The sequence below is a fragment of the Agrococcus sp. TSP3-2-1 genome, assembly GCF_049897585.1.
In the GTDB taxonomy this organism is placed as follows: domain Bacteria; phylum Actinomycetota; class Actinomycetes; order Actinomycetales; family Microbacteriaceae; genus Agrococcus.
Genome location: NZ_JAFCWN010000005.1, coordinates 1 through 12,342, shown reverse-complemented (window position 1 = coordinate 12,342; position 12,342 = coordinate 1). Strand labels below are relative to the sequence as shown.

Genomic DNA, 12,342 nt, shown 5'->3' with positions numbered 1-12,342 from the left:
GAGCGGCGATGACGATGACGACGGATGCGGCTGCGGCGGCCATGCGCGCTCGCGCGGTCGACGAGGCACGGGCCGCGCAGCACGCGGTGCGACGAGCGCGGGCGCGGCTGCGCGACGCGGGCGACACCGTCGTGCTGCGCGGGCAGGGCGATTGGCTCGGTCCCGCCCGGGAGGCGTTCGACGAGCGCTGCCGTCGGCTGCGCGAGCGGCTCGCGGCCGAGGAGCACGAGCTCGCGATGCTCGTGCTGTCGATCGAGGGAGCGCTGTGAGCGCCGGCACCGCGACCAAGGCCTCGGCTCCGGTCGCGTGGGACAGCACGGTGACGGGCGTCGCCTGCGCACGGCTCCGCGAGGCGGAGTGGCGCGTGCGGGGTGCTGCGCTCGCGCTCCGCTCGGCCCCCGATCTGCGGCTCTCGGCGGCGCCGGGCGTGAGCGTCGCCGCCCTCCGCTCGTGCGCGGCGGAGCTCGAGCTCCGGCTCGACGCGGCGGAGGCGCTCGTCGTCGACCTCGAGCGGCTCCACGACGACACCATGCTCGCCGGCCGCGCGTACGAGCTCGCCTCGGATGCCGTGCTGCGCGCGGTCGAGGAGCTCGCCGGCGGCGCCGCCTACGCGGCGGGCGTCGGCGCGCGAGCGCTCGTCGGCGCGGCCTTCGGTGCCGCGCTCGGCACCGTCGGGCTGTGGGGCCCGGCGCTCGCGGCCGGTATGGGCGGCGCGCTGCTCGTCGGCCTCGTCGCGGTGCCGCTCGCCGCCAGGCTCGCGGCGCTCCACCCCGCGCAGGCCGCCGCCGTCACCGCGCTCGCGGAGCGCGCCGGCCGAGCCGTCGACCCGTTCCTCGCGCAGGCGTCCGCGTTCTGGGATCGCACGGGCGAGTCGCTGCTCGCGAACCCCGCGTTCGTGACGGCGCTCGCGCTCGCGGTCGAGTCGAGCGACGAGGCGCTCGCGGGGTTTCTCGGGGTGCCGGTCGGCACGGCCCGCGCGATCGAGTCGACCGTGGGGCAGGACGAGCTGCTCGCGGGGCTCGTCGGCGGCGCCGTGATCGCGACCCGGGTCGGGGGCGGCGTGCGACCCGTGCGGGTCGCCGCCCTCACCCCGTCGACGCCGCCCCGCGCGCCGGTCTCGACGCCCGCCGCCGCGATGCGGGTCATCCGGGACCAGCCGGGACAGGTGTCGATCCACGAGCACCGCATGCCCGACGGCTCGCGCCGGTTCCAGGTGTTCGTCGATGGCACGCAGGACGTCGGGCTCGACGACCTCGCGAACGTCGAGAACGCCGCCTCCTCGCCCCGCGCGCTGCTCGGCTCGGATCGAGCGGTGGTCGAGGCGATGGAGGCGGCCGGCATCGGTCCCGACGACCCCGTCGACGTGTTCGGCTACTCGCAGGGCGCGGGTGCGGTCGCGAACGTCGCGGCGAGCGGTCGCTTCCGCGTCGAGACGGCGCTGCTCGTCGCCGGACCGGTCGCGACGGCCGAGCTCCCGCCCGGCGTCGCGGTGCTGAGCGTCGCGCACGAGGGCGACCTCGTGGCGGCGAGCGACGGCATCACCGACGGTGCGGGCCCGACGACCGTCCTGCTGGAGAGCGCGGGGGGCCACGGTGCGGGCGCCCTCGCCCGCCACTCGCGCGCCGAGTACCTCACGACCCTGAAGACGACCGACGACTTCGTCGTGGCGCACTGGCAGCAGCACCTGGGCGAGGCCACCGCGGGCGGTCGCGGGGTCGCCGCCCACGACGTCGCGCTTGAGCGGGGATGATGCGCCCGTGCCCAGCCGACATCGGGGCGCGCTCACTATCGTCGACGCGTGGACGAGCAGCGATCGCCCGAGAGCCGGCAGCAGGCCGAGACCCGGCAGGCCGAGACCCGGCAGCCCAGCGTCGTGGTGGTCGGGCACGCCGCTCGCGATCTCGTGCTTCGCGCCGAGGCCCTCCCGGAGCCTGGCGGCAGCGCCGTCGTCGCGGAGCGCATCGAGCGCCTGGGCGGCAAGGGCGCCAACATCGCCGTCGGCGTGCGGCAGCTGCACCCGAGCGCCGCTGTCGCGCTCGTCGCGGTGCTCGGCGACGACGCCCCCGGCGAGTCCGGCCGGCGCGAGGCGGTGGCCGCCGGCATCGACGTCGCGCACGTCGCGCGGCGCGGCGACACCGCGCTGCTCGTCGACGTCGTGACGGGCGAGGGCGAGCGGCGCCTGCTCGAGCACGTCACGCCGGAGTCGCAGCTGACGCCCGCCGACATCGACGCCGCCGAGGCCGCGCTCGCGGACGCCGACGTCGTCGTGCTGCAGCTGCAGCAGCCCGCCGACGCACTCGTGCGCGCGGCGCGCATCGCGTTCGAGGGCGGCGCGCGCATCGTGCTCGACGGGGCGATCGAGGGCGACGAGCGCGACGAGCTGCTCTCGGTCGCCGACGTCGTGCGCGCCGACGCGGAGGAGGCGGCGATCCTCACGGGCGTCGAGGTCGCCACCCGCGACGATGCGCGCGGCGCCGCCGGGGGACTGCTCGGCCGCGGCGCCCGCGTGGTCGCGCTCTCGGTGCCCGATGACGGCGACCTCGTCTCCTGGCAGGGCGGCGAGCGGTTCCTGCCGCACGTCGAGCAACGGGCCGTCGACCCGACGGGCGGCGGCGACGCGTTCGTGGCGGGCATCGTCGCCGGCCTGCTCCTCGACGCTGAACCCGGCCGGATCGGCGAGATCGCGTCCCGGGCGGCCGGCTCGACGGTGCAGCGACTCGGCGGGCACCCAGAGCTCTCCCCAGCAGCGCTCTCGCCCCCGGAGCAGGCGTGACGGGGCCGCTCGGCTTCGACGTCGCGCCGTGGAGCCTCGGCCTGCACGGCGTCGACGTCGACCGGCTCGCGCACCGGGAGTCGCTCTTCGCGCTCTCGAACGGGCACATCGGCTGGCGCGGCAACCTCGACGAGGGCGACCCGCGCGGCGAGCCCGGCAGCTACGTGAACGGGGTGTTCGAGGAGCGGCCCATGCCGTACGCGGAGGAGGGCTACGGCTACCCGGAGGTGGGGCAGAGCGTCGTCAACGTGGCGGACGGGCAGCTCGTGCGGCTCCTCGTCGACGACGAGCCCTTCGACGTCCGCTCGGGCACGCTCTCCCGGCACGAGCAGCGGCTCGACCTGCGCGCCGGCACGCTCCGCCGCGACGTCGAGTGGACCTCGCCGGCCGGCCGCGCGGTGCGGTTCACCACCGAGCGGCTCGTCTCCTTCACGCACCGCTCGATCGCCGCGGTGCGCTGCGTCGTCGAGGCCGTCGACGCCCCCGCTCGCATCACGCTGCAGTCCGAGCTGCTCGCGAACGAGGGCCTCGAGGACGTGCACCCCGATCCGCGCGTGCAGGACGCGCTCGAGCGGCCGCTCGAACCGGTCGGGCACGACGCCCGCGGCGCGGCCGCGACGCTCCTGCACCGCACGCGCGAGAGCAGGCTCGGCATCGCCGTCGCGATGGACCACGTCGTGGGGAGCACGAGCGCAACCTCGCCCTCGATCTCGACCGACGCATCCGCCGATCTCGCCCGCACCACCATCGGCATCGAGCTGCAGCCGGGGGAGCGGCTCGAGGTCGTCAAGCTCGTCGGCCACGAGTGGTCGGCCGGTCTCGCGCCGGCGACGCTGCGCGCCCGCGCCGAGGCGGCGGTCGACGACGCGCTGCGCGAGGGCTGGGCGGGGCTCGCCGCAGGCCAGCGCGCTCGGCTCGACGAGCACTGGGCGTGCGTCGACGTCGAGATCGACGGCAGCCCGCGGCTGCAGCAGGCCGTGCGCTTCGCGCTCTTCCACGTCTTCCAGTCGGCGGTGCGGCTCGAGCTGCGCTCCGTGCCCGGCAAGGGCCTCACGGGCAAGGGCTACGAGGGGCACACCTTCTGGGACTTCGAGGCGTTCGTGCTGCCGGTGCTGACGTCGACCCTGCCAGAGGCGGCCGCGCAAGCGCTCCGGTGGCGGCACGCGACGCTCGACCACGCGAGGGAGCGAGCGGCGCACTTGCGGCTCGGCGGCGCGACCTTCGCGTGGCGCACGATCGACGGGCGCGAGAGCTCGGGCTACTGGCCGGCGAGCACGGCCGCGTTCCACGTGAACGCCGACGTCGCGGCCGCGGTGCTGCACTACGTCCGCTCGACGCGCGACACCCGGTTCGAGGGCGAGGCGGGTCTCGAGATCCTCGTCGAGACCGCGCGGCTCTGGCTCTCGCTCGGCCGCCGCGATCCCGAGGGCGGCTTCCACCTCGACGGCGTGACGGGGCCCGACGAGTACTCGGCGCTCGTCGACGACAACGTCTACACGAACCTCATGGCGCGGCGGAACCTCGAGGGCGCGGCGGCCGTCGCGCGCCGGCACCCCGATGTCGCCGCGCGGCTCGGCGTCGCCGACGACGAGATCGCGGCGTGGGAGGCGGCCGCCGCGGCGATGGTCGTGCCCTTCGACGAGCGCCGCGGCGTGCACCCGCAGGCGGCGCGGTGGACCGAGCAGGCGCGCTGGGACTTCGAGGGCACGCGCGCCGACGAGTACCCGCTGCAGCGGCACTTCCCCTACGTCGAGCTCTACCGCAAGCAGGTCGTGAAGCAAGCCGACCTCGTGCTCGCCCTGCTGTTCGCGCACGACGCGTTCACGATCGACGAGAAGCAGCGCGCCTTCGCCTACTACGAGGCGCTCACGGTGCGCGACTCGTCGCTCTCCGCCGTGCCGCAAGCCGTGCTCGCCGCCGAGCTCGGCCACCTCGAGCTCGCCGCCGACTACCTCGCCGAGGCGGCGACGATCGACCTCGACGACCTGCAGGGCGATGCGGAGGCGGGGGTGCACCTCGCGTCGCTCGCGGGCGTGTGGCTCGCGATCACGGCGGGGTTCGGCGGCATGCGCGAGGGGGAGGACGGCCTCTCCTTCGCGCCCCGGCTGCCGCCCGGCATCACCCGGATCGCCTTCGGCATCCGCGTGCACGGCCGCGTGCTGAAGATCGAGATCCAGCCCGAGCAGTCGACCTACCGGCTCGAGGACGGCGACCCGGTGACGGTGCGGCACTTCGGCGACGAGCTCGAGCTCACGCCCGGCGAGGCGATCAGCGCCCCGACGGCGCCGCTCGTCGTGCGGGGCGAGCGGCCGACGCAGCCGCGGCACCGGGCGCCGCGGCCGTTCCGCGAGGCGCTCGGCGTCCCGCGGTAGGCGCCCCTACCTCTCCCGCGGACGCTCCTTGCCCACCACGGGCCGCATGACGATCGTGATGAGCCACGTGAGGAACGCGATGCACACCGCCGCGAGCATCCCCCACCAGAACGACTCGACCCGGATGCCGAAGCCGACGGCCTCCGAGATCCAGTGGACGATCATGAGCAGGAAGGCGTTCACGAACAGCGCGACGATCCCGAGCGTGAGGATGTAGAGCGGGAACGCGACGATCCGGATGAGGTTGCCGATCGTCGCGTTGATGACCGCGAAGACGAGGGCGACGCCGAGCGTCGTGAGCGCCACATGCCACCACTCGTCGCCAAAGGGCACGATCTCGATGCCCGGCACGAAGAGCGTGACGAGCCAGATCGCGATCGCGGTGAAGACGACGCGCAGCAGGAATCGCATGCGGCCGATTCTTCCACCCATATCCCAGCGGGGCGTCGACGCTCGCAATAGCCTGAGGCGGTGACCGTGCGACTTCGACCCGAGATTGCTGCCGTCCCGCCGTACCAGCAGGGGCGACCGGCCCCCGAGGGCGGGTTCAAGCTCTCCAGCAACGAGAACCCCTTCCCGCCGCTGCCGGCGGTCGTCGAGGCGGTGCAGCGCGAGGCGGAGCGGGTCAACCGCTACCCGCGCCCCGGCTCGCCGCAGCTCCAGCAGCAGCTCGCCGAGGAGCTCGGCGTCGACGCCGAGCGCATCCTCATCGGCGACGGCTCCGCCTCGCTCCTGCAGCAGCTCATCCACGCGGTCGCGGGCCCCGGCGACGAGGTCGTCTACGCGTGGCGCTCGTTCGACGCCTACCCGCTGTTCGTCCGCACGGGCGGCGCGACGCCCGTCGAGGTGCCGGTCGACGCCGACCACCGCCACGACATCGCCGCGATGGCCGATGCCATCACCGAGCGCACGCGCGCCGTCATCGTCTGCAGCCCGAACAACCCGACCGGCACGATCGTGAGCCCCGCGGAGCTCGAGGCGCTGCTCGAGCGCGTGCCCGAGGACGTGCTCGTCATGCTCGACGAGGCCTACATCGAGTTCGTGCGCGAGCAGGTCCCCGACGGCCTCGCGCTCCAGCGCGAGCACGAGAACCTCGTCGTGCTGCGCACCTTCTCCAAGGCGTACGGCCTCGCGGGCCTCCGCGTCGGCTACGCCGTCGGCGACCCCGCCGTGCTGCGCGGCGCCGACCTCACGGGCGTGCCGCTCTCGCAGACGGCGCTCGGCGCCGCGGCGGCGCTCGCGGCGCTCGAGCACCGCGACGAGACGTTCGGCCGCATCCAGCAGGTCGTCGAGCATCGCGACGCGCTGTGGCAGCGCCTCGTCGACGAGGGCGTGCCGGTGCCGCGACCGCACGGCAACTTCCTCTGGGTGCCGTCGCGGCCCGGCCAGGAGGACGCCATCCACGACATCCTCTTCGACCACCTCCTCGTCGCGAAGGTCTTCCCCGAGGGCACCCGCATCTCGATCGGCGAGCCCGAGGCCGACGAGCACGTCGTCGCGGCGGCGAAGGCGATCCAGGCGCTCCAGTGACCGGCATCCAGCCCATCCGCCTGCTCGACGAGGCGGGCGACGCGGTCGTCAGCGACGAGAACGAGCAGTGGCGGGCGATCGCCGACGAGCTCTCGACCGACGACCGGCTCGCGATGCACGGCGAGATGCTGCGCACGCGTCGCTTCGACATCGAGGCCGGCCACCTGCAGCGGCAGGGCAAGCTCGGCCTCTGGGTGCCGTCGCTCGGGCAGGAGGGCGCGCAGGTCGGCGCCGCGTGGGCCGCGAGGCCGCAGGACACGCTCTTCCCGAGCTACCGCGAGCACCTCATCGCGCTCCACCGGGGCGTCGACATGCTGCAGATCATCGACATCTTCCGCGGCGCCGCGCACGGCGGCTGGAACCCGACGGAGCTGCCCGGCATGCGCATCTACTCGCTCGTGATCGCGACGCACGCGCTGCACGCGACCGGCTTCGCGATGGGCATCGGCCTCGACGGCGCGAGCGGCACGGGCGACCCGGCCACCGACGAGGCGGTGATGGCGTTCTACGGCGACGGCGCCGCGAGCCAGGGCGATGCGAGCGAGGGGCTCGTGTTCGCCGCCAGCTACGACGCGCCGATCGTCTTCTTCGTGCAGAACAACAAGTGGGCGATCTCGGTGCCCTCGACCCGGCAGAGCCGCTTCCCGCTCCACGAGCGCGCCCGCGGCTTCGGCCTCGAGTCCGCGTGGGTCGACGGCAACGATCCGCTCGCGTCGTTCGCGGTGTCGAGGCGGATGCTCGACGAGGCCAGGCAGGGACGCCCCGGCTACGTCGAGGCCGACACGTACCGCATGGGCGCCCACACGACGAGCGACGACCCCACCCGCTACCGATCGCGCGACGAGGAGGAGGCGTGGGCGCGGCGCGATCCGATCGCGCGGCTCGCCGCCCATCTCCGCTCGCTCGGCGTCGACGATGTGGCACTCGTCGAGCAGGACGAGCGGGCCGCCGACGAGGCGGCCGACTTGCGCCGCCGCACGCTCGAGGCGCCCGCCGCCGCGAGCGACGACATCTTCGACCACGTCTACGCCGAGCCGCATCCGCTCGTCGCGGAGCAGAAGGCGGCGCTCGCGGCGTTCGAGGCATCGTTCGGGAGCGACGCGTGAGCGCCGGTGAGACGATGCCGATCGCGAAGGCGCTGAACTCGGCGCTCCGCGAGGCGATGCGCGCCGACGACAAGGTGCTGCTCATGGGGGAGGACATCGGCCCCCTCGGCGGCGTCTTCCGCGTCACCGAGGGGCTGCACGCCGAGTTCGGCGACCGCCGCGTGCTCGACACCCCGCTCGCCGAGTCGGGCATCATCGGCACCGCGATCGGGCTCGCGATGCGCGGCTACCGCCCCGTGATCGAGATCCAGTTCGACGGCTTCGTCTACCCCGGCTTCGACCAGATCGTCTCGCAGCTCGCGAAGATGCGCGCCCGCCACCGCGGCGCCGTCTCGATGCCGGTCGTCATCCGCATCCCCTACGGCGGCCACATCGGCGCCGTCGAGCACCACCAGGAGAGCCCGGAGGCGTACTTCGCGCACACCGCGGGCCTGCGGGTCGTGAGCCCCTCGACCGCGAACGACGCGCACTGGATGCTGCGGCAGGCGATCGAGAGCGACGACCCGGTGATCTTCCTCGAACCGAAGGCGAAGTACTGGACGAAGGGCGAGGTGATCGACGCGCCGACCGCGGCGCTCCACGACGCGGTCGTCGCGCGAGAGGGCACCGACGTGACGCTCATCGGCCACGGCGCGATGGTGCACGTGCTGCTGCAGGCCGCCGAGATCGCCGCCGGCGAGGGCACGAGCTGCGAGGTCGTCGACGTCCGCTCGCTCTCGCCGATCGACTGGGCGCCGCTCGTCGCCTCAGCGGAGCGCACCGGTCGCGTCGTCGTCGCGCAGGAGGCGCCCGGCCACGCGTCGGTCGGCTCCGAGATCGCCGCGACGATCGCCGAGCGCGCGTTCTACTCGCTCGAGGCGCCCGTGCAGCGGGTGTCGGGCTTCGACACCCCGTTCCCGCCCGCGCAGCTCGAGGACGTCTACCTGCCCGACGCCGACCGGGTGCTCGCGGCCGTCGACCGCGCGCTGGCCCACTGACGGAAGGACCTCCCATGCAGGAGTTCAGGCTCCCCGACCCGGGCGAGGGTCTCACCGAGGCCGAGATCGTCCGGTGGCGCGTGCGCCCCGGCGACACCGTCGCCGTCAACGACGTGCTGCTCGAGGTCGAGACGGCGAAGTCGCTCGTCGAGCTCCCGAGCCCCTTCGAGGGCACGGTCGAGGCGCTGCTCGTCGAGGAGGGCCAGACCGTCGAGGTCGGCACCCCCATCATCCGCGTCGCGGGCGGCGATCCCGACGCGGTCGACTCGGGCAAGCCGACCGAGCAGTCGGTCGAGCCGGATGCGTCCGGTGGCGCGGTGCTCGTCGGCTACGGGGTGCGGGGCGGTGCCGAGACTCGCCGCCGGAAGCCGCGCACGGTGCAGGATCCGCCGGCGCACGCGGCGCCCGCGGCGGCGACCCCGGCTGCCGGTCCCGCGGCGGTGCCAGCGCCCGCCGCCGCGGTGCCGGACGGACCCGCGGCGCCCCGCGACGCATCCGCTCCCGTGCTCGCCAAGCCGCCCGTGCGGAAGCTCGCGAAGGACCTCGGCGTCGACTTGCGTCAGGTGACGGCGACCGGCCTGATCGGGGACGTGACGCGCGACGACGTGCAGCGCGCGGCCCAGGCGGCGACGCCGGCTGCCGCGCCGGCCCCCCGCGCCGCGTGGACGGGCGGCCGCGAGGAGCGCATCCCCGTCAAGGGCGTGCGGCGGGCGACCGCGCAGGCGATGGCGCAGTCCGCGTTCACGGCGCCGCACGTGTCGGTGTTCACGGAGGTCGACGCGACGCGCACGATGGAGCTCGTGAAGCGGCTCAAGGCTTCCGAAGGCTTCGCGGGCGTCAAGGTCTCCCCGCTGCTCATCATGGCGAAGGCGATCCTGTGGGCGATCGAGCGCTCGCCGCAGGTGAACTCGACGTTCACGCCCGAGGAGCTCGTCGTGCACCGCTACGTGAACCTCGGCATCGCCGCCGCGACGCCGCGCGGGCTGCTCGTGCCCAACATCAAGGACGCGCAGGAGCTCTCGCTCGTCGACCTCGCGCGCGCGCTCGAGCGGCTCACGCTCACGGCGCGCGAGGGTCGCACGGCCCCGGCCGACATGCAGCACGGCACCTTCACGATCACGAACATCGGCGTCTTCGGCATGGACACCGGCACGCCGATCCTCAACCCGGGCGAGTCGGGCATCATCGCGCTCGGCGCGATCCGGCAGAAGCCGTGGGTCGTCGACGGCGAGGTGCGGCCGCGTTGGGTCACGACCGTCGGCGGCTCGTTCGACCACCGCGCGGTCGACGGCGACGTCATCAGCCGCTTCGTGGCCGACGTGGCGTCGATCCTCGAGGAGCCAGCGCTCCTCGTCGACTAGGCACGTGCCGCGCGATCGCCTCGATCGCCTCGAAGGGGAGGATCCAGACGACGCGGTCCCCGGTGTGCCTGAGAGGATCGGCTCGTAGGCGTAGGCGAAGGCGAGCGAGAGCGTGACGGTGGGTGCGATGGTCCCGCCGCGGGACCTCCGGCCCTGCCGCAGCCGCGCCCGCCGCGGGATGGTGCAGGGCATGCAGGAGATCGCCACGACCGCCCCGCGCTGTGCCGGACGACCCCGACGGGAGCACGAGATGCACGAGAAGGTGATCGTCGGCGTGACGGATGCGGCTGCGTCGCGGCGAGCTGTGGACTGGGCTGCCGACAGGGCGGCCGGTCGCGGCGACGGGCTCGAGCTGCTCGCGATCGTCGGCGGTGACCTCGGCGAGGGTGACGTCGGCGACCACGCGGTGGAGACGACGCAGGGCATGCTGGATCGCGAAGCCGAACGCGTGCGCGCGCTCGGCGTCCCCGTCGAGGCACGGGTCGGCCGTGGCAAGCCGGTCGAGCGGCTCAGCGAAGCCTCCGGCAGCGCCGTGCTGCTGGTGATCGGCAGCGACTACCGCGGCCCGGGGTCGGGACCGGCCTGGGGCACGCATGGGATCCGCATCATCGCCGGCGCGCACTGCCCGGTCGCCGTCGTTCCCGACTTCGACCTCACCGGCCGGAGCGGGGTGATCGTCGGTGTCGACGGCTCAGAGCCCTCCGAGCGCGCGATCGCATTCGCCGCCGCCGAAGCGGATCGGCTCGGCGAGCCGCTCACGGCGGTCAGCACCTGGGCTCCCATCGTGCTCCCGCGTCACATGCGGGCCTATCCGGAGGACTACTTGCGGAACCTGCAGCAGCTGACCGAGGAGGCTCTCGGGATATCCGTCGCCGGCCTGTCGCAGCTGTACTCCGACCTGCACGTGCGGCGCGTGGTGGAGCGCGCGCAGAGACCGGGCACGGTGATCAACCGGCTCGCCGCGGGGGCGCGGCTCACCGTCATCGGTTCGCACGGCCGTGGTCGGGTCGCCCGCTTCCTCCTCGGCTCCGTCAGCGAGCAGGTCCTCGTACGACTCGCCGCGACCACGGTAGTCGTGCGCTGACGGTGTCCCGTTAGCGGGGGTCGTGCGAGCGGGCGACCTCGACGCCGAGCTCGTCGGGCTCTCGCCGGCGGTCGCCGCGGGTCTTGAGCAGGCTCGCGACGGTGGCCGCCGCGATCGTGCCCGCGATGAACAGCAGCGACAGCCAGATCGGGATCTCCGGGATCACCGTGATCGGGTCGCCGCCGTTGATGAACGGCAGCTCGTTCTTGTGCAGCGCGTGGATGAGCAGCTTCACGCCGATGAAGGCGAGGATGACCGCGAGTCCCTGCGCGAGGTAGACGAGGCGCTCGAGCAGCCCTCCGATGAGGAAGAACAGCTGGCGCAGACCCATCAGGGCGAAGGCGTTCGCGGTGAAGACGATGTACGCCTCGCTCGTGAGGCCGTAGATCGCCGGGATCGAGTCGACCGCGAAGATGAGGTCGACGAACCCGATCGCGACGATCACGAGCAGCATCGGCGTGACGAAGCGCCGCCCATCCTTCACGACGGACAGCCTGTCGCCGTGGTAGTCGTCACTCACCGGCAGCACACGGCGCACGGCTCGCATGAACCTGCCGTCCGCGGGGTTGGAGTCGCCGTGCGCGAACGCCTGGCGGTAGGCGAGGAAGAGCAGCAGCGCGCCGAACGCGTAGAACACCCAGGAGAAGTTCTCGATGAGCGCAGCTCCGACCGCGATGAAGATGCCGCGCATGATGAGCGCGATCACGATGCCGATCATCAGCACCTTCTGCTGGTAGATCCTCGGCACGGCGAAGCTCGTCATCACGATGAGGAAGACGAACAGGTTGTCGATCGACAGCGCCTTCTCGGTGAGGTAGCCGGCGAAGTACTCGCCGCCGTACACCCAGCCCGACACCATCCCGACGCCGACGCCGAACACCAGCGCGAGGCCGATGTAGAACGCCGACCAGCGAGCCGATTCGGCGATGCTCGGCTCGTGCGGCTTGCGCACGTGCGCGAAGAACTCGTAGACGAAGAATGCGATCGTGACCGCGATCGTGATGAACCAGACGAGCGGAGTGAATCGCCCCGGGTTCAGTGGAGGGCGAGTTCTCCCAGCATCGGCTGAGGCTGGGAGTTGATCTCACGGTAGTACGCGTTCTCGGCTTGGATCGGTGTGAGGTATCCGATCGAGGAGT

11 protein-coding genes are annotated in these 12,342 nt (G+C 73.5%); 9 read left to right on the top strand and 2 right to left on the bottom strand.

What is annotated here, in order from left to right:
• Positions 1-8: 8 nt before the first annotated feature.
• From ACP7BI_RS08285 to ACP7BI_RS08270, 4 genes are read left to right on the top strand one after another with little or no spacing between them, the layout of a single operon-like run.
• The gene (locus ACP7BI_RS08285) at positions 9-269 is read left to right on the top strand and encodes a hypothetical protein (protein WP_425845023.1); all 261 of its coding nucleotides are present in this window, start codon (positions 9-11) and stop codon (positions 267-269) included.
• Positions 266-1,750 (top strand): hypothetical protein, encoded by a 1,485-nt coding sequence (locus ACP7BI_RS08280; protein WP_425845021.1) that lies wholly within the window; start codon positions 266-268, stop codon positions 1,748-1,750. Before ACP7BI_RS08285 ends, ACP7BI_RS08280 begins: the two co-directional genes overlap by 4 nt.
• Before the next feature lie 48 nt (positions 1,751-1,798).
• On the top strand, positions 1,799-2,773 hold the full coding sequence (locus ACP7BI_RS08275; RefSeq protein WP_425845019.1) for a PfkB family carbohydrate kinase: 975 nt from the start codon (positions 1,799-1,801) through the stop codon (positions 2,771-2,773).
• Entirely contained in the window at positions 2,770-5,145 is a 2,376-nt protein-coding gene (locus ACP7BI_RS08270) for a glycoside hydrolase family 65 protein (RefSeq protein ID WP_425845017.1), read from the top strand. Before ACP7BI_RS08275 ends, ACP7BI_RS08270 begins: the two co-directional genes overlap by 4 nt.
• A gap of 6 nt (positions 5,146-5,151) precedes the next feature.
• Here ACP7BI_RS08270 and ACP7BI_RS08265 read toward each other — a convergent pair whose 3' ends face one another.
• Entirely contained in the window at positions 5,152-5,556 is a 405-nt protein-coding gene (locus tag ACP7BI_RS08265; RefSeq protein ID WP_425845015.1) for a phage holin family protein, read from the bottom strand.
• Between the two features lie 60 nt (positions 5,557-5,616).
• Between ACP7BI_RS08265 and ACP7BI_RS08260 the strand changes: the two genes are divergently transcribed.
• From ACP7BI_RS08260 to ACP7BI_RS08240, 5 genes are all read left to right on the top strand, one after another.
• Positions 5,617-6,675 carry a histidinol-phosphate transaminase gene (locus ACP7BI_RS08260; protein WP_425845012.1) on the top strand — a complete coding sequence of 353 codons (1,059 nt, stop codon included), beginning with the start codon at positions 5,617-5,619 and terminating at the stop codon, positions 6,673-6,675.
• Positions 6,672-7,781, top strand: a complete 1,110-nt coding sequence (locus ACP7BI_RS08255) for a thiamine pyrophosphate-dependent enzyme (protein ID WP_425845011.1) — start codon at positions 6,672-6,674, stop codon at positions 7,779-7,781. Before ACP7BI_RS08260 ends, ACP7BI_RS08255 begins: the two co-directional genes overlap by 4 nt.
• Positions 7,782-7,795: 14 nt before the next feature.
• The gene (locus tag ACP7BI_RS08250) at positions 7,796-8,758 is read left to right on the top strand and encodes an alpha-ketoacid dehydrogenase subunit beta (protein ID WP_425845554.1); all 963 of its coding nucleotides are present in this window, start codon (positions 7,796-7,798) and stop codon (positions 8,756-8,758) included.
• A gap of 14 nt (positions 8,759-8,772) precedes the next feature.
• Positions 8,773-10,119, top strand: coding sequence for a dihydrolipoamide acetyltransferase family protein (locus ACP7BI_RS08245; protein WP_425845009.1), 1,347 nt, complete (start codon positions 8,773-8,775; stop codon positions 10,117-10,119).
• A gap of 190 nt (positions 10,120-10,309) precedes the next feature.
• Positions 10,310-11,203 carry a universal stress protein gene (locus tag ACP7BI_RS08240; RefSeq protein ID WP_425845007.1) on the top strand — a complete coding sequence of 298 codons (894 nt, stop codon included), beginning with the start codon at positions 10,310-10,312 and terminating at the stop codon, positions 11,201-11,203.
• 10 nt (positions 11,204-11,213) lie between these two features.
• Here ACP7BI_RS08240 and ACP7BI_RS08235 read toward each other — a convergent pair whose 3' ends face one another.
• Positions 11,214-12,242, bottom strand: coding sequence for a TerC family protein (locus ACP7BI_RS08235; RefSeq protein ID WP_425845551.1), 1,029 nt, complete (start codon positions 12,240-12,242; stop codon positions 11,214-11,216).
• Between the last annotated feature and the right edge of the window lie 100 nt (positions 12,243-12,342).

Excerpts from the sequence above, each read along its gene's own strand:
- ACP7BI_RS08265 (WP_425845015.1), bottom strand. The coding sequence starts at position 5,556 with ATGCGATTCCTGCTGCGCGTCGTCTTCACCGCGATCGCGATCTGGCTC.
- ACP7BI_RS08240 (WP_425845007.1), top strand. The coding sequence starts at position 10,310 with ATGCAGGAGATCGCCACGACCGCCCCGCGCTGTGCCGGACGACCCCGA.
- ACP7BI_RS08285 (WP_425845023.1), top strand. The coding sequence starts at position 9 with ATGACGATGACGACGGATGCGGCTGCGGCGGCCATGCGCGCTCGCGCG.
- ACP7BI_RS08245 (WP_425845009.1), top strand. The coding sequence starts at position 8,773 with ATGCAGGAGTTCAGGCTCCCCGACCCGGGCGAGGGTCTCACCGAGGCC.
- ACP7BI_RS08250 (WP_425845554.1), top strand. The coding sequence starts at position 7,796 with ATGCCGATCGCGAAGGCGCTGAACTCGGCGCTCCGCGAGGCGATGCGC.